General features: G+C 73.0%; 16 protein-coding genes. 8 read left to right on the plus strand and 8 right to left on the minus strand.

Annotation, left to right across the window (positions count from 1 at the left end):
• Positions 1-645: 645 nt before the first annotated feature.
• A complete protein-coding gene (locus ACQP1P_RS23245; RefSeq protein WP_433089392.1) occupies positions 646-798 on the minus strand; it encodes a hypothetical protein in 153 nt (50 codons plus the stop codon).
• A gap of 358 nt (positions 799-1,156) precedes the next feature.
• Here ACQP1P_RS23245 and ACQP1P_RS23250 point away from each other — a divergent pair, with 358 nt between their 5' ends.
• Together ACQP1P_RS23250 and ACQP1P_RS23255 are read left to right on the plus strand one after the other, a co-directional pair.
• Entirely contained in the window at positions 1,157-1,843 is a 687-nt protein-coding gene (locus ACQP1P_RS23250) for a hypothetical protein (protein ID WP_433089393.1), read from the plus strand.
• Between the two features lie 385 nt (positions 1,844-2,228).
• On the plus strand, positions 2,229-3,278 hold the full coding sequence (locus tag ACQP1P_RS23255; protein WP_433089394.1) for a lysylphosphatidylglycerol synthase transmembrane domain-containing protein: 1,050 nt from the start codon (positions 2,229-2,231) through the stop codon (positions 3,276-3,278).
• A gap of 67 nt (positions 3,279-3,345) precedes the next feature.
• Here the strand turns inward: ACQP1P_RS23255 and ACQP1P_RS23260 are convergent, their stop codons facing one another.
• From ACQP1P_RS23260 to ACQP1P_RS23270, 3 genes are all read right to left on the minus strand, one after another.
• Positions 3,346-3,666 carry an NIPSNAP family protein gene (locus tag ACQP1P_RS23260; RefSeq protein ID WP_433089396.1) on the minus strand — a complete coding sequence of 107 codons (321 nt, stop codon included), beginning with the start codon at positions 3,664-3,666 and terminating at the stop codon, positions 3,346-3,348.
• Positions 3,667-4,111: 445 nt separating this feature from the next.
• Positions 4,112-5,389, minus strand: coding sequence for a hypothetical protein (locus tag ACQP1P_RS23265; RefSeq protein ID WP_433089398.1), 1,278 nt, complete (start codon positions 5,387-5,389; stop codon positions 4,112-4,114).
• Complete coding sequence (locus ACQP1P_RS23270) at positions 5,386-5,916, minus strand: RNA polymerase sigma factor (RefSeq protein WP_433089400.1); 531 nt, start codon at positions 5,914-5,916, stop codon at positions 5,386-5,388. The genes ACQP1P_RS23265 and ACQP1P_RS23270 overlap by 4 nt, the downstream gene beginning before the upstream one ends.
• 224 nt (positions 5,917-6,140) lie before the next feature.
• Between ACQP1P_RS23270 and ACQP1P_RS23275 the strand changes: the two genes are divergently transcribed.
• Both ACQP1P_RS23275 and ACQP1P_RS23280 read left to right on the plus strand, forming a co-directional pair.
• Positions 6,141-6,770 carry a class I SAM-dependent methyltransferase gene (locus ACQP1P_RS23275; RefSeq protein WP_433089402.1) on the plus strand — a complete coding sequence of 210 codons (630 nt, stop codon included), beginning with the start codon at positions 6,141-6,143 and terminating at the stop codon, positions 6,768-6,770.
• Positions 6,771-6,798: 28 nt separating this feature from the next.
• Entirely contained in the window at positions 6,799-7,635 is an 837-nt protein-coding gene (locus ACQP1P_RS23280; protein ID WP_433089405.1) for an alpha/beta fold hydrolase, read from the plus strand.
• Positions 7,636-7,673: 38 nt separating this feature from the next.
• Here the strand turns inward: ACQP1P_RS23280 and ACQP1P_RS23285 are convergent, their stop codons facing one another.
• Both ACQP1P_RS23285 and ACQP1P_RS23290 read right to left on the minus strand, forming a co-directional pair.
• Positions 7,674-10,727, minus strand: a complete 3,054-nt coding sequence (locus ACQP1P_RS23285) for an ExeM/NucH family extracellular endonuclease (RefSeq protein WP_433089407.1) — start codon at positions 10,725-10,727, stop codon at positions 7,674-7,676.
• A 355-nt stretch (positions 10,728-11,082) separates the two neighbouring features.
• Positions 11,083-11,535 carry a hypothetical protein gene (locus ACQP1P_RS23290; RefSeq protein WP_433089409.1) on the minus strand — a complete coding sequence of 151 codons (453 nt, stop codon included), beginning with the start codon at positions 11,533-11,535 and terminating at the stop codon, positions 11,083-11,085.
• 77 nt (positions 11,536-11,612) lie between these two features.
• On the opposite strand from ACQP1P_RS23290, the gene ACQP1P_RS23295 reads away from it, so the two are divergent.
• Both ACQP1P_RS23295 and ACQP1P_RS23300 read left to right on the plus strand, forming a co-directional pair.
• Positions 11,613-12,665, plus strand: a complete 1,053-nt coding sequence (locus ACQP1P_RS23295; protein ID WP_433089410.1) for an alanine racemase — start codon at positions 11,613-11,615, stop codon at positions 12,663-12,665.
• Positions 12,666-12,793: 128 nt separating this feature from the next.
• The gene (locus ACQP1P_RS23300; protein WP_433089412.1) at positions 12,794-13,126 is read left to right on the plus strand and encodes an STAS domain-containing protein; all 333 of its coding nucleotides are present in this window, start codon (positions 12,794-12,796) and stop codon (positions 13,124-13,126) included.
• Between the two features lie 146 nt (positions 13,127-13,272).
• Here ACQP1P_RS23300 and ACQP1P_RS23305 read toward each other — a convergent pair whose 3' ends face one another.
• Positions 13,273-13,593: a hypothetical protein gene (locus ACQP1P_RS23305; protein WP_433089414.1), complete on the minus strand. Its 321-nt coding sequence runs from the start codon at positions 13,591-13,593 to the stop codon at positions 13,273-13,275.
• A 167-nt stretch (positions 13,594-13,760) separates the two neighbouring features.
• Here ACQP1P_RS23305 and ACQP1P_RS23310 point away from each other — a divergent pair, with 167 nt between their 5' ends.
• Positions 13,761-16,025: a HelD family protein gene (locus ACQP1P_RS23310; RefSeq protein ID WP_433089415.1), complete on the plus strand. Its 2,265-nt coding sequence runs from the start codon at positions 13,761-13,763 to the stop codon at positions 16,023-16,025.
• 62 nt (positions 16,026-16,087) lie between these two features.
• Here ACQP1P_RS23310 and ACQP1P_RS23315 read toward each other — a convergent pair whose 3' ends face one another.
• The gene (locus ACQP1P_RS23315; RefSeq protein ID WP_433089417.1) at positions 16,088-17,134 is read right to left on the minus strand and encodes a glycoside hydrolase family 11 protein; all 1,047 of its coding nucleotides are present in this window, start codon (positions 17,132-17,134) and stop codon (positions 16,088-16,090) included.
• A 226-nt stretch (positions 17,135-17,360) separates the two neighbouring features.
• On the opposite strand from ACQP1P_RS23315, the gene ACQP1P_RS23320 reads away from it, so the two are divergent.
• Entirely contained in the window at positions 17,361-19,643 is a 2,283-nt protein-coding gene (locus ACQP1P_RS23320) for a putative bifunctional diguanylate cyclase/phosphodiesterase (RefSeq protein ID WP_433089419.1), read from the plus strand.
• The last annotated feature ends 23 nt before the right edge of the window (positions 19,644-19,666 follow it).

Here is a 19,666-nt window from a genome sequence, read left to right on the forward strand (position 1 = left end):
GACGGTGTCGCACCCTGCGACGAACCGCTTCCGGACGGTCTTGCGATCTGCGGCGAGTCGCTTCCGGACGGTTTTCCGGCCTGCGACGTGTCGCTCCCGGACGGTCTTGCGCTCTGCGGCGAGTCGCTTCCGGACGGTTTTCCGGCCTGCGACGTGTCGCTCCCGGACGGTCTTGCGATCTGCGGCGAGTCGCTTCCGGACGGTCTTCCGGCCTGCGACGCGTCGCTTCCAGATGGTCTTCCGGTCCGTGGCGTGCCGTTTCCGGATCGTCTTCCGTGTTGAGGTCTGTCGCCGGTCGTCGATGCCTTGTCGTCGCCGGGGAAGGCTTCGCCGAAGTCGTACACCTGCGCGATGTTCGGATGCGACAGCCCAGCCGCCGCGCGGGCCTCGTCCCGGATTCGGCGCCGCGAGCGCTCATCGGCCGCGTACCGTCCGGACAGCAGTTTCACGGCGACGGAGCGCCCCAGCACCGAGTCGTGGGCAAGCCAGACCACCGACATCCCGCCGACGCCGAGGATGTCATCCAGCCGGTACCGCCCGCCGAGCACCCGGGGCTCGTCGCCGGCACCGCTCCCGTCCATCGGGAGCACGGTACACATCGATACCTGATCTCCGCGATCCGGCCCGGTTGGTGCGCAATTATGCCTATTCTGCGATCGTGGAGCCACGCTGGGTCATCGCGCGCGGACGCGGAAGCGTAACAAGGCTGTGGTCGCAGCCGGTGATGCTAGCCATCGCCGTGCTGTTCACCTGGCCGTCGACCGCGCCGGGGCACGCCTTGATCGACAGTTCCGTCACCGTGAGTCCCTCCACTGCTACGGCTCCTATAGACCTCGCCGCTTTCTCCGGTTCCGCTACCTCCTCTAGTCCCACTGCCTCCTCTGGTCCCAGCGCGTTCTCTTCTGGTCCCAGCGCGTTCCCGGGTGCTCCTGCCTCCTCAGGTCCTCGCGTTTCTCCAGGTCCCCGTGTTTCTCCAGGTCCCCGCGTTTCCGGGGGTCCTCGCGTTTCTCTGGGTCCTCACATTTCCTCGGGTCCTCGCATTTCCTCGGGGCTGGGCGCTTCCGCCGGCTCTGGGGTCGGTGTCTCGCCCAGCGCTTTCGCGAGTCCCGGTCTTTCCGCGGGCCCAACCGCGTCCGGCGGCCCGACTGCCCCGGCCGTGCCGCCCGTCATCGGCCAGCCGTACGTGGCGGCATTCTTCGCCAACCCGGCCACCGTCCCAATCGGAGAACCGACCGCACTCGGCATCGCCGTGTTCAACCCGACTCGGGCGGCGGTCCCGTTCACCTTTACCGCCGCCCTCCCGCCACATCTGAAGATCACCCCGCTCGGCGCGCCGCCGCAGAACACCTGCGGCGGCCCGGTCACCACGACGCAAGACGGCACAAAGGTCACCACCTGGGGTCGCGTCGAACCCATGCCCGGCGGTTGCGGGGTCATCCTGCCGGTGATCGCCGACCAGACCGGCACCTACACCGCCGCAGACGTCACGCTGAGCGACGTCGCCGGCGTCCCGACGAGAGTCACTGACATCAGGAGCACGTGCGGCGACCAGTGCGGCGCCCTGGCCCCGATACTGACGGTGACCACGATGCTGGCCCCGCAGACGATCGCGTTCGGCCCGCTCGCCGACGCGACCCTGTCGACCACGACGGTGCGGCTGACCGGCTCGGCGTCGTCCGGCCTGCCGCTGAAGTACACGAGCGAGACCCGGCCCGTGTGCACCGTCTCCGAGGCGACGGTCACGCTGCTGACGCTCGGCACCTGTACGATCACTGCCGACCAGCCCGGCGATGCCACGTACGCTGCGGCCGAGCCGGTCACCGCCTCCTTCACGGTCCGGTGATCAATGCCGCCGATCACGCTGTGTGATCGGCGCCGAATTACCGCCATTGCGATTACCGGTAATTCGATAATTCAGTAATCCGCTACCCGCTCGAGGTCCGCGCGCTCAGCAATCCGGTTGTAGTCGGCGGTGGCGAGGTTCGTGCGCGCGGTGGGTCCGTGTGGTCGGCGCTCGATTGTGGTGGCCGGCGCCAACGGGGAAGACGTTCGCGTGCACCCTGGCGTTCAACGGCGTCGGGGATGGCGGATCGTGTGCCGTGCCGGTGCGGATGGGAGCTTGCGCGAGGGCGGGGTGCGGGACGTTGGCCGACGCCTGATCGCCCGCTGAGACGCTGGCCACGGTGCCGGGGGCGAGGGGGTGAGATGCCGTTGGGGATAATCAGACGGTGTCCGCGTCCACCAAGCCCGAGCTCGCGCCCCCGGCCCCGCCGCGGCGGCGCCGTCGGCGTTGGGTGCGGCTCGCGGTCATCGCGCTCATCGCGGTCGTTCTCGCCACGATCGGACTGCACGGGCGGCTGCCGTCGCCGCAGGACATCTTGGCGGCGTTGGGCGGCGCGAAGTACAGCTGGATCGCTCTTGCCGCCCTGCTCCAGGTGGCCTCCATCGAGTCGTTCGCGCTGCAGCAGCGCCGGTTGCTCAACAGCCTCGGCGCGCATCTGACCCGCGGGCACGTCATGGCGATCACCCTCGCCGGCACGGCGTTGTCGATTTCCATGCCCGCCGGGCCGGCTGTGTCGACGGCGTTCACGATCCGTGAGTACCAGCGCGGCGGTGCCACCCGCGAGGCCTCCGCGGCGTCCGCGATCGTCTCCGGGCTCGCCTCCATCGGCGGGCTCGCGCTGCTCTACGCCGGCGGCGGCCTGGCCCTGCTCGCCCGCAATCCCGACGGGCTGCTCAGCTGGCGCCCGCTCGTGGTCGTCGTCGGGATGGCCGCGCTGACCACCGCGCTGATCCTGGCCGGGCGCCGGTTCGCGCGCCGTCCCGCCCCGGCGCCGGACGCGCTCCCCACGGCCGGCAATCGGGTCACCCGGGCGCTGCAGAGCCTGCTGCGCGCGGCCGGCGACGCGTGGCGGGCCGGGGCCGGGTTGCGGGCCTCGGACTGGGTGTTTGCCCTGGTGTACGCGACCGTGAAGTGGCTCGCCGACCTGCTCTGCCTCGTCGCCGTGGCCGAGGCGCTGCACCTGCCGGTGGGCGTGGCCACGATGGCGACCGTGTACCTGACCGTGCAGATCGTCCGCCAGGTCCCGCTGACCCCGGGCGGCGTCGGCGTGGTCGAGACCGCCCTGATCGCGGGCCTGACCGCCGCCGGCGCGACCGGTGTCGGCGCCGCCGCGGCCGTGCTCGTGTACCGGGTGCTGTCCTGCTGGGCGCTGATCCCGATCGGCGGGATCGCCGCCGTGGTCCTGCGGCGGCAGCGCGGTCGGGAGAGCGGATAACGCGTGTGGGCCGCGCGACGGCTCGCGCGGATGGTGCCCCGATCCCTCGACATCGGCGCGGGATTGGTCAGTGGTTTGCTGAACCGGGTAGGAGCGGGCGCATGAACGTCCGTTCGTAGCGCAGCACGCACCCGCTCTCGTCGCGAATTCGATCGGCCGCCACGAAGTCCGGATCCACGCCGAACAGGGTTCGATACTGTTCGTATGCGGCCAGACTCGGAAAGCTGAACAGCGCCAGCGCCTTGTCGCTCGCGCCCTCTGACGGCAGAAAGTAGCCGTGGTGTGTCCCACCGTGCCGGTCGACGAGCTCCATCCAGGCGTGCGCGAACTGCTCGAAGGCCGCGATCTGAGCCGGATCGATGACGTACTCGACTACGCACGTGATCACCGTCCGAGCGTAAGCCGCCGCCGGCCTGGGTGCATCCGTGGCGGGCGGCGGCCTACGCGAGATGAGCAACGGTCAGTTCACGCGAGGTGGGTGCGGTCAGCTTGCGCGAGGTGAGTGACGGTCGGCTCACGGGAGGTGCGCGGCGTCGGCTCACGTGACGCTAGGAGCGGTTAGCTCACTCCAGGTGACGAGCGGTCGGCTCGCGCGGGGCGAGGGCGGTCGGCTCGCGAGGGGTGAAGAGAGAACTCGCGAGGAGTGGAGAAAGAATTCGCGAGGGGTGAAGAGAGAACTCGCGAGGGGTGAAGAGAGAGAACTCGCGAGGGGTGAAGAGAGAAGCAGTGCAGTGGTCTCACCTCATCGAGTCGCGCACGGTGAACGGTGGACGGTGGAGGACGGTTGACGGTGGACGGTGCACAGCGGACGGCGCCGCCGAACGGGTCGCCCGTCAGCGCTTCACGAGTTCATACGCGTACAAGCGCTGATCGCCGACCCGCACACCCCCCGGCGACGGCCGCGTGTCCGGCACGCCCGGTGACGGTGACGGGCCGTCGCCGTCCCGCGTCAGCTGCGCCCAGCCGGTGACATGTGCCGTGCTCGGGTCGAACAGGACCATCGTCAGGTTCTGGCCGGACGGCAGGCCGACGCCGATCATGCGCTGACCACCCACCGTCACCTCCTGCAGCGCCAGCGTGTCGATCCGGCCGAGCAGACGCAGTAGTGCGACGCGGACACCGCTCGGTAGCAGGGGATCGACCCGCAGGAGCAGCGACGTGCACGTGGCCCACAGCTTGTCCGCGGACTCGCCGGCGCCGAGTTGCTCCAGCAGGACCGACGGGTCCGGCGACAGGCCCGCCAGCCATTCCGGCGTGGGATTGGCGACGCCCGGCCCGGCCGACGCGAAGTTCCGCCGTTCGAGCTCGGTCTCGTCCTCGCCCTTCGGGCCCGGGCCGGCCGGGCGCCCGTCGATGAGGTCGCGGACCGGGATCATGCCCCGCACCTCGTACCAGGTGTCACGCACCTGCGGGACGAGATCCCGGCCGGGGCCGCCGGCGGGCACCAGCATGGTCATGCGCACATGCAGCTGATCCTGCCCGCCGGCCGCGAGCGGCTCGGTCTCCCCGGCCGCGCGCACCAGGTCGTCCCAGCCAAGCCGCGGGTCGATCGGGGCGCCCAGCTCCAGGGTGCCCGACGGGGCCGGGGCCAGGCCGGTTCCCTGCGGGTCGCCGCGGTGCAGGGCCACGCCGACGCCCGCGAGCACGGCGAGCGCGACCACGGCGGCGGCGACCGGCGCGAGCCAGGCCCGGCGAAGGGTCCCGGCGACCGGCGCGAGCCAAGCCCGGCGAAGGGTCCCGGCGACCGGCGCGAGCCAGGCCCGGCGATGGGTTGCGGCGACCGGCGCGAGCTGGGCCCGGCGATCGGCGGCGGTGACCGGCGCGAGCCAGGCCCGGCGATGGGTTGCGGCGACCGGCGCGAGCTGGGCCCGGCGATCGGCGGCGGCGACCGACGCGGGCCAGGCCCGGTGAAGGGCCGCGGCGATCGGCGTGAGCCAGGCCCGGCGAACGGCCGCGGGGACCCGCGCGAGCCGGGCCCGGCGACGGGAGCGCGGGGCGTCGGCGTGCAACACCCGGTACCGCAGCCGGGTGAGCTCTTCAAGCGTCGCGGCCGTGCGCGGCGAGGCGAGCGCGCGCACCGCGTTCAGGTCGGACCGGTCGTCGGTGCTCACAGCTCCCCCTCGGAGTTCGCGCCGGCCAGGGCGGCGCGCAGCTTCGTGCGCGCGCGGAACAGCGCCGACTGCACGGATCCGAGCGGGATGCCGAGCGTGCGCGCGATGGTGTCGTAGTCGAGGTCGGCCAGCGCGTACAGGAGCAGGACGTCGCGCTGGCGGGCCGGGAGCCGGGCGAGCACGGCGGCCAGCTCCCGGCTCACCGCCGAGGCGTGCGCGCGGTCGACGGCGCGGTCGGCCACGTCCGGTACCAATGGATCATGACCGGTCCGGGCCAGCATTCGCAGCGCGCGGGTCTCGGTGCGGCGGTGGCGGCGCAGCAGGTTCGTCGCGATACCGTAGAGCCACGCCCGTGCCGGCCCGTCGAGCAGCCTGTCGCGGCGCTGGAACGCGATGAGGAACGTCTCGGCGACGATGTCCTCGGCGATGGTGCCCCCGACCCGGCCCGCGCAGTAGTGCCGCAGCTCGGCGCCGTACCGGTCGAAGAGGTCCGCCACGTCGGCCGGGCCCTCCCGCGGGTCGGCCATGTAGTGCAACATACCGATGACTGCCCGCACGCCTCGGCCGTGTTCCCGTGCGACCGCGACCGCGACCGCGACCGCGAATCAACGATCTCCCACGAGCGAGCCGCTGACCGTGTCCGTCGCACCGACCCGTCTGCCCGACCCGGCGCGCGTGATCGGGGTCCGCACGCGTCTCGCGGCGCTCGACCGGCCGGGCCGGGCCGCGTGGGGCCTCTACACTGGCAAGGATGGCCGATGACGGGCAGACCGCGAAGGTGCTGCGCGCCTGGAACCAGCAGGCGGCGGCGTACGACCGGCAGATCGCGTTCTTCGAGCGCGTCTGGTTCGGCGGCACACGGCAGTGGCTCACCACCCGAGCGCACGGCCGCGTCCTGGAGGTCGCGGTCGGCACCGGACTGAACCTGCCGCTCTACCCGGCGAACACGACCGTGACCGGGCTCGAGCTGAGCCCGGCGATGCTCGCGATCGCGCGGGAGCGGGCGGCCGGCCTCGACCGCACGGTACACCTGCTGCGGGGCAACGCCGAGGCGCTGCCGTTCGCGACCGGGACGTTCGACACCATCGTGTGCGCGCTGTCGCTGTGCGGCATCCCGCGGCCGGGCGCCGCCGTCGCGGAGATGCACCGCGTGCTCGTGGGCGGCGGGCGGCTGCTGCTGGTCGACCACGTCGGCAGCACCTGGCCGCCGGTCCGCGCCGCGCAGTGGCTGGTGGAGCGGTTCACCATCCGGGCCTGGGGCGAGCATTTCACGCGCCGGCAGCTGCCGCTCGTGCGCGGCGCCGGGTTCGAGATTGTGGAGGTGGAGCGGCGCAAGGCCGGGACGGTCGAGCGCGTGCACGCCCGCAAGATCATTGTGTGAGCGCCTCCCACGCGGGCATTTCTGGGTGATGACCGAGATCATCGCGCACCACGGCGTCGTGCGGGACGTCAAGCTGCACGTCGAGGACGCCGGCGGCACGGGGCGGCCCGTCGTGCTCATCCACGGCTGGCCGCTGTCGGGCGCCTCGTGGGCGGCCCAGGTGCCGGCGCTGAGCCGGGCCGGCTACCGGCCCGTCACCTACGACCGGCGCGGGTTCGGGCGCAGCGACAAGCCGCTGACCGGGTACGGGTACGACACCCTCGCCGAGGATCTGCACACGGTGCTCACCGAGCTCGACCTCGCCGACGTGACGCTCGTCGGGTTCTCGATGGGCGGCGGGGAGGTGGCTCGGTACCTGGGCAGGTACGGCCCCGAACGAGTGCGTAGCGTCGTGTTCGCCGCCGCCGTCACGCCGTACCTGATGCGGACGCCCGACAACCCGGAGGGGCCGCTGCACGCGAGCGAGGCCGCCAGGATGACCGCGTCGCTGACCGCGAACAAGGACGCGTTCTACGAGGACTTCATCACGACGTTCTTCTCGGTGCACGGCGTGCTCAAGGTGACCGAGGCGCAGCGGCAGGAGGCGCTCGCCCTGTGCGCGCAGGCGGGGAAGATCCCGGCGCTGGAGTGCCTGACGGCCTTCGGCAACACCGACTTCCGCGAGGACCTCGAGCGCGTGACGGTCCCGGCGCTGGTCCTGCACGGCGACGGCGACGCGACGGTGCCCTACGAGGGCTCCGGGGAGCGCACCCACGCCGCGATCCCGGGCAGCGACCTGGTGGTCCTGCCCGGCGCCCCGCACGGCTGCAACGTGAGCCACGCCGACGCCTTCAACCAGGCGCTGCTGGACTTCCTGAGCCGGTAGAACGCCGGGGCCGCCCTCGCGGACGGCCCCGGCGCCGACTACACGAGCTTCCAGGGGCCCCAGGGGTCACCGGGGGTCTGGTTGCGCGTCCACCACTTGGCGACGTACCGCTTGCCCTGGTACACGACGACATCCCCGGTGTTGAAGACGCGCGAAGGCGTCCACAGGGCGGTCCCGTCCGGCGTCGTGGCCATCTGCTGCCACGGGCCGTAGGGGTCGCCCGGCTTCTGGTTCTGCGTCCACCACAGCGCCGTCCACACGGAGCCGTTGTACGACACCGAGTCGCCGTTGTTGTAGACCTTCGACGCGTCCCAGGCCGGCACGGCCGGCGTCACCGGGGCGTTGAGCCCGACGACGACCGGGTCGTGGTCCGAAGCCGTGAACGGGTCGGCGCCGTTGAACAGCAGCGTGACGTTGTAGTTGTACCGGCTGTAGGCGAACGCGATCGCCTCCTGCGCGTTGATCTGCCAGACGTCGGCACCGGTCACGAGGGCGCGCGCGCCCGCGTTGGCCAGCACGTGGTCCAGCGACCCCTGCAGTCCGTCGAAGGCGTACGTGGCCTCCGACGGGTCCAGGGTGGAGCCCAGGTCGGTGTACCCGGCCTGGTACAGCACCTGCATCGGGTCTTCCTGGGTGTACGAGTTGAGGTCGCCCACCAGGAACACCCGGTTCGTGCCGAGCGCCGACGCCTGCTGCGAGGCGAACGCCACGGTGTCCTGCGCCTCCCGGACCCGGGTCGCGTTGAACGAGCCCTGGTCCTTCGCGGGAGACGACGTGTCCTGGGCGTCGCCGTCGTACATCGGCGTGCCGGAGCCCTTGGACTTCCAGTGGTTCGTGACGACCAGGAACGCGTCCGCGTCCTGGGCGCCCGCCTTCTTGAAGCCCTGCGCGAGCGGCTCCCGCGCGATCGAGAACGGCTGGCCCGGAGCCGACGACGTCAGCAGGATCGCCGAGTCGCCGACCAGCGCCACGTCCGCCGGCTTGTAGATGAACGCCGAACGGATCACGTCCTCGTCGGCGAGGGCCGGCAGCTTGTCGGCGCTCGGCGAGGGCACGTAGGCCCACACGTTCGCGCCGGCCGCCGCGTTGAGCGCGTCGACGAGCTGGGCCAGCGCCGCGTCACGGCTCTTGCCGAACTTCGCCGAGTTCTCCACCTCTTCGAGCGACACGATGCTCGCGCCGAGCCGGTTGATCCCGGTCACGATCTTCGCCTGCTGCCGCTGGAAGCTGGCGTCGTTCGCGGCCCCGCGCGGGCCGGCGCTGTTGCCCGGACCGGTGCACGACTTCACACTGATGTGCGTCTCGGCCCGGTCGTCGTACCAGGTGCAGGTGCCCATGCCCGCCGCCACGTACTGCTCCCCCGTCAACGGGAAGTAGTTCTGCACGTTGAACGTGGCCAGGCGCAGGTTGCCGCCGACGGTGGCGGGCTGCGCGTTGGCCGTGCGGGTGTCGCTGAAGGTCGCGACCGCATGGCCGTCGTCGGTGACCTGGCGCGTCGGCTGGAAGTTCCAGAGCGAGAAGCGGTACTCCAGGATCACCGGCTGGTGGAACGTGACCTTCGAGCCGACGCTGACCGGGTTGGTCGGCGTCAGCCACGGCAGCGCGGTGCCGGTGTTCGAGCCGGTGCTGTAGTTGACGCTGGCACCGTCATCGAGGGTCACCTTCCGGGCGGCGTTGTCCGCCACCACGGCCTGTGCCTCGGGGCTGCCCGGCCTGCCCACGTCGGTGGGCTGACGCAGCGGGGCGTCCCCGGCGGCGAGGGTGAAGGAGCCGTACCAGTTCGCGTCGTAGTTGTCCGACACGGTGAACGTGCCCTGCGGCGCGATCAGCTCACCCTCGTGCGTCTCCTTCTGCGCGTCCGTGGTCAGGCTCGACCACGGCAGTGTCCCGGGCACGACCGCCGGCAGCGGCGCGGCGAGCTTGGTCACCGACGGCGAGGAGATCTCGGTCTCGCCCTGGAACTCCTGGACGGTACCGCTGACCCGCACGCTGTCGCCGATGCTCACCTGCCCGGCCGAGATCGACCCGAACACGAAGACCGCGTCGGAGGCCCCGGGCGTCGTGTCCGCCGCCTCGGTGCCGCCGCTGCCCCCGGTCTGCAGGAAGAAGCCGTTGAAGCCGCCGGTCGTGTAGACCGCCGTCACAACGCCTTCGGTGGTCACGAACCGGCCCGCGTACGGGGACGTGTCCGTGTTCGTGCCCTGGATCGCCGCGATCGCCAGCACCTCGGTCGAGGCGTTCACCGTGAAGGTGAACGTCGCCGAGGCGGTCCCGCCGGCGGCGTCGGTCGCGGTGACCGAGACCGACGACGAGCCGGCCGCGCTGGGCGTGCCGGTGACGACCCCGCCCGACGAGATCGAGAGCCCCGCGGGCAGGCCCGTCGCCGTCCAGCTGTACGGCGTCGTGCCCCCCGTTGCCGCCAGGGTCAGCGGCGTGATCGCGGTGCCGGCGATCGCGCTCTGCGCGCCGGGGTTGGTCACCGCGAGCGGGCTCGTGCCCCCGTCCGAGGCCGCGTTCTGCGGCTCCGGCGTCGCCGTGTGGAAGTCGGCGGCGTTGTTGTCGGTGTCAGCGCCGGCCGCGTCCCGCTGGTAGCTCAGCACCAGCGAGTTCCCGGACGTCGCGGACCCCTCGGGGGAGTTGCTGGTACCCCAGCCGATCTTGTCGATGACCGTGCTGTCGGTCGGCAGGACACCGGTGGCGCTGGCGGCGATGTAGAGCGTGCCGCCGCCGGCGCCCGGGTTGACGCTGGTGCCGGTGTTGAGGTCCGCCGCTGGCAGCGGCGCCCCCGGGTTGGTGCCCGCCCCGTTGCCGGGCAGCTGAATCAGGAAGTGACCGTGCGCGGCCACCGTCCCGGACAGCGCGAACACCTGGGAACCGCTGGGCACGACGGTGCTGGTGGGCGCCCGGTACTGCAGCGTGCTCCCACTCAGCGGAATCGGGCTCGCGGTCGGGTTGAACAACTCGATGAACTTGTTCAGATAGCTCGCACCCGACGAGCCGCCGTTGACGTAGGCCTCACTGATCACCAGGCCCGTGCCCGCCGGGTTGGCGGACGCGGGACCGGCGAGCGCAGGGAACGCCAACCCGGCCATGGACAGGGATAATGCGACGGAGACCCGCCGGACGAGCACACGGGACATAGACCCGGACCTCCAGTGGTCGGTTTCGTGTTTCCGCCGGCCCGCAGGCCGACCTGGGGACGTTAAGCGTCCCGGTACGACGGTCGGCAGACGAAGGCTGAACGGCGTGTAAACCCTATGGCAGATCGACGAGGCCAAACCCGATGGTAGGGCGGGGTGTAGGGGTCCTGGGCGGGGTCGGATTTGTGACTGTCCACGGGACGGCCACCGCCCCACGGGACGCTCGGCCGGCCGCGCGATCGCGTTGCGGGACTACGACGCGTCGGGGCTCGGGCACGGCCGGCTCCGGCTAGGGCGTGCGGGGCGCTCAGCGCACCACGAGCTGCAGCAGCACCAGGTGCGAGGCGCGCGTCTCGACCCGGAACAGCCCGGTTTTGGTCGCCTCCAGGGTCAGGGAGCCGGCCTTGCCGGGCTTGAGGTCGACGCCACGGTCGTAGCCGGTGACCGTCACCCGGTCGGCCGCGTCGCTGGTGACGGTGATGCGCACGAGCTGGCCCTGGGACACGTCGATGCGGCCGGTCGCCGGGCTGGCCGCGCCCTTGGAGATGGTGAAGGCGACCTCCTTCGCGGGCTTGTTGCGGGCCGCGGGGGAGGTGTAGGTCCCGGCGGGGGCGGGCGGGAGGTCGGCGGAGGCGGCGGGCAGCGGGCCCTGGGCGCCCGGGGCGGACTCCGGCGCGACCCACGTGGCGGTGCCGCCGGTGCAGCCGGTGAGGAGCGCGAGCAGCGCGGCGAGCACGGGGACGGCGCGGATGGTCGGCATCGGTGCTCCCGGAGGGCGAGGGGTCGGCCCGCACCATACCAAGGACCCGTCCCGCCCGGCGTGGCATGATCGCGCGCATGGAGCTCAGCACGCCGTACGTGGTGGTCGACGTCGACGTGCTCGACCGCAACTCCCGGGCGATGGCCGACGCCGCGGCCGCGCGCGGGATCACCCTGCGGCCGCACGCCAAGTCGCACAAGTCGCCCCAGATCGCCCGGCGGCAGCTGGAGCACGGGGCGGCCGGGCTCACCGTGGCGACCGTCGCCGAGGCCGAGGTGTTCGCCGAGGTCTGCCCGGACCTGTTCATCGCGTACCCGATCTGGGCCTCGCCCGCCCGGGCCCGCCGGCTGCGGGCCCTGGCCGAGCGGGTCGCGCTGCGGGTCGGCGTCGACTCCGCCGAGTCGGCCGAGCTCCTGGCCGCCGCCGTGCCCGGGCTCGCGGTGCTGGTCGAGGTGGACAGCGGGCACCACCGCAGCGGTGTGCGGCCCGCCGAGGCCGGTGCGCTCGCCGCGGCCGCCGCGCGGGCCGGGCTGGACGTGCGCGGGGTGTTCACGTTCCCCGGCCACGGCTACCTCCCCGGCCACCGGGCGCGGGCCGCCGCCGACGAGGCCGCGGCGCTGGGCGAGGCCGCCGGGTCGCTGCGGGCGGCCGGGCTCGACGCGCCGGTCCGCAGCGGCGGCTCGACCCCCACGGCCGCGCTGAGCGATCCCTCGGTCGTGAACGAGCTGCGGCCCGGCGTCTACCTGCTCAACGACGCGCAGCAGGTCGAGCTCGGCACCTGCGACTGGTCCGCGGTCGCGCTGACCGTGGCCGCGACCGTGGTCAGCGTCAACGGCTCCCGGGTCATCCTGGACGCGGGCAGCAAGGCGCTCGGCGCCGACCAGCCGGCGTGGGTGACGGGCGCCGGGCGCCTCCCGGACCGGCCGGAGGCGAGGATCACGGCGCTGTCGGAGCACCACGCCACCGTCACGTTTCCGCACGACGCCGAGGTACCGGCACGAGGCGACGTCGTGCGCGTCGCGCCCAACCACGTCTGCGCCGCGGTGAACCTGGCCGACGAGCTGATCGCGGTCTCGGGCGGCCGCGTGGCCGGGCGCTGGCCGGTCGCCGCGCGCAACGCCAACACCTGACGTACGCCATCCGGGTGAACGGCGCCGCAACGCCGACGCGCTCGATCGCGGTGGCGCACCTCGCGGCGCCCGGGGGCTACCATCGGCGGGCGGCCCGACCGGGCCGGCGACGCGGATGTGGGGATCTCGTGGAGTTGTCGGTGCGGCCCGGACCGGGCGCCACGGTGGTGACCGCCGCCGGCGACCTCGACATCGCGACCTCGCCGGAGCTGCGCCGCTACCTGCACGCGATCCTCGACGAGCACGAGGCCGCCCTCTGCGTCGACGTGGCCGCGGTGCAGTTCATCGACTCCAGCGCCCTGGGCGTGCTCGTGAGCGTCTACCAGCGCCTGGCCGGCCGCGGCCAGAGCCTGACGCTGGTGAGCCCGCACGAGCGTCTGCTGCGCACGTTCCGCCTGACCGCTTTGGATCAGGTGTTCACCATCGTCGCGGCCCTGCCCGCGGAGCCGGCCGCGGCCTGAGCCTGATGCTGGTGGGCCCGCACGAGCGTCTGCTGCGCACGTTCCGCCTGACCGCTTTGGATCAGGTGTTCACCATCGTCGCGGCCCTGCCCGCGGAGCCGGCCGGGGCCTGAGCCCGGCTCAGCCGGCGTCGGCCGGGACGTAGGTCAGCCGCAGCACGCCGTTGTCGTAGTCGCGCCGGTCCCGCAGCCGCAGCCGGGCGCGCGCTGACGCCGCGGCAGGTGCTGGATCGCGGCGAGGAACGCCAGCTCGATGGTCTCCCGGTCGACCGCGCCCGCGGCCGGGTCGAGCAGGTGCTCCGGGCACGGCCGCAGCCACGGCCGGTCGAGCGGCTCGGGCCGTCCCTCGCGCCCGGACGCGGCGGGCCCGAGGTCGGCGGGCAGCACGCGGCGGGCCTGGCCGTCGAGCGCGTCGAGGCGGGCGTTGGTGCGCGCCGACGAGCCGGTAGCAGTGGACGCGAAGCTCACGGCGGTGGGCCTCGACGAGGGCGGCGAATGCGGCTCGGTCCTGCACCACGGCTGAGACGATGCCGCACGGCGAAAGGAATCGCTGTCTTTATTGTACGGAATCGTCAACCCGTTCTCATCGCCCTTGATGCCGATGTTCGCCGCCCGGAGCGGACCTACGCTGCACTGTGCCCGAAGTCAGAACGCAGGAGATCGCCGCCGAGCAGCACGTCGTCGACCGGGTCTACGCGCGCCTCGAACAGATGCGCGCGCAGGCCGGCGCGCTGGAGCGGGAGGGGTACACCCGATCCTCCGGCAGCACACTGACCGGCCTGGTCGAGCGCGACGCGATGGTGCTGCGCGCCGCCGCGCGGATGCGGGATCTGGACGCCGAGGAGGAGGGGCTCGTCTTCGGGCGCCTGGACTTCGACGACGGGGAGACCTACCGCATCGGCCGCCTCGGCGTCCGCGAGGGCACCGAACCGCTGCTCGTCGACTGGCGCGCGCCCGCCGCCGCGCCGTTCTACCGGGCCACCTCCGGCGAGCCGCTGGGCGTGGTGCGCCGCCGCGTCATCATCTGCCGCGGCCGGCACGTGCTCGACCTCGACGACGACGTGCTGAGCCCGGACCGGGCCGGCGACCTGCGCGTGCTCGGCGAGGGCGCCCTGCTGGCGGCGCTGCGCCGGTCCCGCGGCCCGCACATGCGCGACATCGTCACGACCATCCAGGCCGAGCAGGACCGGGCGATCCGGGCACCCGCCCGCGGGGTCACGCTCATCACCGGCGGGCCGGGCACCGGCAAGACGCAGGTGGCGCTGCACCGGGCCGCGTTCCTGCTCTACACCGACCGGGGCCGGCTCACCGGCGGGCGCATCCTCGTCGTGGGCCCGTCGACGGTGTTCACCACCTACATCGCCCGCGTCCTGCCGTCGCTCGGCGAGGACAGCGTGCACCTGCGGGCCGTGGGCGAGCTCGTCGACGGCGTCACCGCCACCCGCCGCGACCCCGCCGCCCTCGCCGCGATCAAGGGCCACGAGCGCATGCGGGCGGTGCTGACCGAGCTCATGTGGCAGACGCCGCCGGAGGCTCCGGAGCACCTGCGGATGGTGTACGCCGGGCAGGTCCTGACCCTCGGACCGCACGACCTGCGGGCGGTACGGCGCCGGGTGCGCGACGACGGCAAGCCCAACGAGGCCCGCTCCCGAGCCGCCGCGGCGCTGCTCGACGCGCTGTGGGACCGGCTCGACCAGCGGCATCTCGACCGGGGCCTGTTCAGCGAGGAGGCCCGCGACCGCGGCGAGTTCGCGCGGTTCCTGCGCGCGTGGTGGCCGCCGCTCACCCCGGCGGCGGTGCTGCGGTGGCTCGCCGAGCCCGAGCGGGTCATCGGCCTCGAGCCCGCCGACGCCGAGCGGCTGTCGCGGTCGTACCGCGACGAGCCCGGCTGGTCCGTCGACGACGTGCCGCTGCTCGACGAGCTCGCCGTCCTGCTGGGCGAGCCCCCGGCCCCGCCCCGGGCCCCCGAGCCCGAGTGGCGGCTGCGGGAGCTCGGCGCCGGCCCCCGCCTCGTGTCCACGTTCGTGCTGAGCTGCGGCCTGCGCGACGGCTGGGAGCTTTACGCCCCCGGCCTGCTCACCCCCATGGCCCAGGCCGGCCCCGGGATCGACAACGACCAGATCGGCGCCGCCCAGCGCTGGGCCGAGGCCGTCATCCGGCGCGAGGGGCACCGCGTCGTCGGCTGGGGCGACGGCTTCGACCCGCACGGCGAGGAGGGCTACGTGCCCCGGCTCGCCGAGCCGCTGCTGCCGGACCCGCCGCAGGACGACGAAGCCGACCCGGAGCCGTACCTGCACGTGATCCTCGACGAGGCCCAGGACCTCTCGCCGATGGAGTGCCGGATGATCGCGCGGCGCGCGGAGTTCGCCTCGATGACGGTCGTCGGCGACCTCGGGCAGGCGACCCACCCGCTCGCCGTCACCGCGTGGCCGGAGCTGATCGAGCGGCTGGGCAAGCGGGAGGTGCGCCACCTCGACCTGCCGACCGGCTACCGGGTGCCGCGGGTGATCGCCGACTATGCGGCGCGGGCGCTCGCCGCGGGGATCGAGCCGACGCGCTCGTACCGTCCGGGCGGCACCCTCGACGTGCGGCGCGTCGAGGACCTGCACGCCGCGGTGCGCTCGGCGCTGGGGGAGGCCCCGTCGGGGGCGACGGTCGCGGTGATCGCCCCGGACACGCTCGCCCCGGCGCTGCCCGGGCCGGTGGTGCCGGTGAGTCTCGTGAAGGGGCTCGAGTACGACCACGTCATCCTGGTGGAGCCGGGCGTCATCGCGGCGGCCGAGCCGCGGGGGATGAGCCGGCTGTACGTCGCGCTGACCCGGGCGGTCGCGGGCCTGGTGATCCTCCACCGCGACCCGCTCCCGCCCGGGCTCGAGCCCTCGGGCCCGGCTCATGACTGAGGCGGGGCGGCGGCGCGGCATCTGGACTCCGCCCCGCTCCCGCCCCAGTCATGCGTCAGGCCTCAGGAACAGGCGGCGCCGTTGAGCGTGAAGCCGGTCGGGGCCGCGCTGTTGCCGGTGTGGTTGGCCTGGAACCCGATCGTCGTCGAGCCGCCCGGCGGGATGCTGCCGTTGTAGCTCACGTTGGTCGCGGTGACCTGGCCGCTGGACGGCGAGTAGGTCGCGTTCCAGCCCGACGTGATGGTCTGCCCGGCCGCGAGGCTGAACTTCAGCGCCCAGCCGTTGATCGCCGACGAGCCGGTGTTGGTGATCGTGATGTTGTCGGTGAGGCCGGTGTTCCACGGGCTCACCGAGTTCGTCACCTTGCACGCGCCGCCGCCACCGTTGTTCGGGGGCGGGCTCGACACGCCCGGCGTGGTCGGGGTCGGGTTGCCGCCGCCCGGGCCCTCGCTCACCGTGATGCTGGAGCTGCCGCTGCTCTGGTAGCCCTCGGTCGCGAGGATCTGGTAGTCGTGCGAGCCGAGGTTCAGGCCGAGGGCGGCCCACGCGTTGAAGTGGTTGGCGGTGGTGATGGTGCCGCCGGTGCGCTTCTGCTGCCGGACGCTCCAGTACTGGTAGAACGTCGCATTGCCGATGATCGACGGCTGGTTCACCCGCTGGGTGCGGTAGATGTCGTACGTGCTGCCGTCGGTCGTCACCGAGCCGAGCCGCTGGGCGCCCGTGCTCGGGTTGTAGTTGCCGTAGTTCTCCACGACGTAGTACTCGATCAGGGGGTTGGTCGTCCAGCCGTACAGCGCGAGGTACCCGTTGCCGTTGACGTTGAAGGTGCCCGAGTAGTTCACGGTGTGGCTCGAGCCGGGCTTCCAGCCCTTGCCGACGACCGTGTTGTTGATGTTGCTCCACTGGACGCTGTACGAGCCGCCGGCGCCCAGGTTCATCGTGACGTTGCCGTTGTCCTTCCAGTACGAGAAGAAGTAGCCGTTGTGCGTGCCGGTCGTGTTCGCGGTGACCGTGCGATCGGCCTCGGCGTGGGCGGTGCCGGCCAGCACGAGCGAGGTCGCGGCCAGCGCCGCGGCACACGCGCCGGCGAAGAGGAGCCTTGCCTTCATGCGGGGTCCTTTCGGGTCGACGCTCGTCGATGGCGGCAGTGTGGGTAAGGGCCGCGGACCTTGTCAATTCGTTCCGGAAGGACCGTGTGGGCCGTGAACTGGCCGTTTGCGGCGTGTCGTGCGATTTCGGCACCGGAAGTTGCGGCACCGAAATGAAACTTTCGAGCGGGTGTGACCTGCGCCGAAAGCCTTCAAGGGCCGCGTCCGGCGGCCGATGGGTCGATCCGTGACCGCCGAACGCGCCCCGATGCGCTATGTCGTGGCCACGCTCGTGATCGCGGCCGCCAGCGCACTGTGGTTCGTCGTCTGGGCGCTCACCGGCGTGGGCCCCGCCGCCGTGTCCTTCGTCGCGCTGCCCGTCGGCGCCGCGACCGCCGCCGCGGCCGCCTTCGACCTGCTCCGGCGGGCCCCGCTCAGCCGCCCGGCCCGCCGGTTCTGGCGGCTGATGGCGTTCGCGTTCGGCGCCGTCGGCGTCGGCTACACCATCCTCGCCGTCGCCGGCTTCCGGGACACGTCGACCCTGCCCGTCATGCCCCCGGCCGCGGCCGCCTTCGCCGGGGCCGGGTTCCTGGCGGCGATGTGGGCCATGGGACGGGTCCCCCTCGGCATCGCCAGCGCGGGGGAGCGCTGGCGGCAGTGGCTCGACCGCTCCATCGCGTTCCTCGGCTGCGGCACGGTGCTGTTCCACTTCGGCCTGGCCCCGATGATCTCCGGCGACCAGGTGTGGAGCACCCAGGCGCTCATCCTGCTCGCGATGTCCTTCGCGCTGGCGATCGGCGGCATCACCAAGGTCTCGTACATCCGCGGCGGCCCCATCGACCGGGTCTCGCTGCGCCTCATCGGCCTGTGCGGGCTGGTCGGCGCCGGCGTGGCGGTGCTCATGGTGCTCGGCGGCGACCCGGGCACGATCCCGGCCCAGGCCGTGGTCATGCCCATCGCGCCGGCGTTCGGCGCCCTCGCGGTGCGGCGGCAGTGGGGCTTCACCGAGGCGCGGGTGCGCCGGTCGAACACCTGGCTGCCGTACCTCGCCGTCGCCGCCGTCGACGTGCCCCTCATCGCCGTGATCCCGGGCGCCCTGACCTGGACCGACAAGCTCGTGATCGTGGCCTCGGTGTGCGTGACCGGGCTCGTCACCATCCGGCAGTACGTCGTCTTCCGCGAGAACGCCCGCCTGCTGCGCGAGCAGCGCGCCTCCGAGGAGCGCCTGCAGCACGAGGCCACCCACGACGGCCTCACCGGCCTGGCCAACCGGGCCCTGTTCCGCCGCCGGCTCGGCGAGCAGCTCGAGGCGGGCGGCGCCACGGTCCTGCTCGTCGACCTCGACGACTTCAAGACCATCAACGACTCGCTCGGCCACGACGTCGGGGACCATCTGCTCACGGCCGTGGCGTCGGTCCTGCGCGACGGCGCCGGCCCCGACGGCCTGCCGGTCCGCCTCGGCGGCGACGAGTTCGCCGTGCTGATCACCGAGCCCGCGGTCCTCGGCGAGACCCTCGCCCAGCGCATCCTCGACGCGTTCACCGGCCCGCTCAGCGAGCACCGGCTGCTCGTGCACGCCAGCGTCGGCATCGCCACGGCCCCGGCCGGCGCCCCGCTGGACCGCCTGCTGCGCGACGCCGACGTGGCCATGTACGCCGCCAAGGAGCGCGGCAAGAACAACTGGGTCCGCTACCGCGACGGCATGGAACAGCCGGTCGTGGGCCACGCCCAGCTCGGCGGCGAGCTGCGCCGGGCGCTCGACGCCGGCGAGTTCACCGTGTACTACCAGCCGATCATGTCCCTGCACACCGGGCGCATCGTCGGCGTGGAGGGCCTCGCCCGCTGGCGCCACCCGGTCCGCGGCCTGCTCCCGCCCGCCGAGTTCATCCCGGCCGCGGAGAGCACCGGCCTGATCGTCCCCCTCGGCCGGTTCGTGCTGCGCGAGGTGTGCCGCCAGGCCGCGCTGTGGCTGGCCGAGTTCGGCCCGGACGCCCTGCAGAAGGCCGGCCCCAACGTCTCCGCGCGCCAGCTGCACGACCCGGACTTCGTCGCCGACGTCCGGGCCGCGCTCGCCGACGGCGCCCTGCCCGCCGACCGCCTGGTGCTGGAGCTGACCGAGTCCGCGGCCCTGCGCGGCCAGCAGGTCTCGCGCACCCTGCGCGAGCTGCACGGCCTCGGCGTCCGCATGGCCCTGGACGACTTCGGCACCGGCGAGTCCTCGCTGAGCCTGCTGCGCGCCTTCCCCGCCGCGATCATCAAACTCGACAAGTCCTTCGTCGACGGCATCGAGCTGGACGAGCCGGGCACGCCCGAGGCCGACGCGCGCCAGGCCGTGGCCCGCGCGGTCATGCAGCTGTCCCTGGCGCTGGGCCTCGAGACGGTCGCGGAGGGCATCGAGAACCAGGAGCAGGCCGCCCGCCTCATCGAGCTGGGGTACTCCGCGGGCCAGGGCTACCACCTGGCCCGCCCGATGGCGGCGGCGGAGCTGACGGACCTGCTGGCCGCGCAGCACCTGACGACCGCGGCCTGAGGACCGAGCGAAGCCGAGCCGAG

It is taken from the genome of Dactylosporangium sp. CA-052675 (genome assembly GCF_050947935.1).
Taxonomy (GTDB): domain Bacteria; phylum Actinomycetota; class Actinomycetes; order Mycobacteriales; family Micromonosporaceae; genus Dactylosporangium.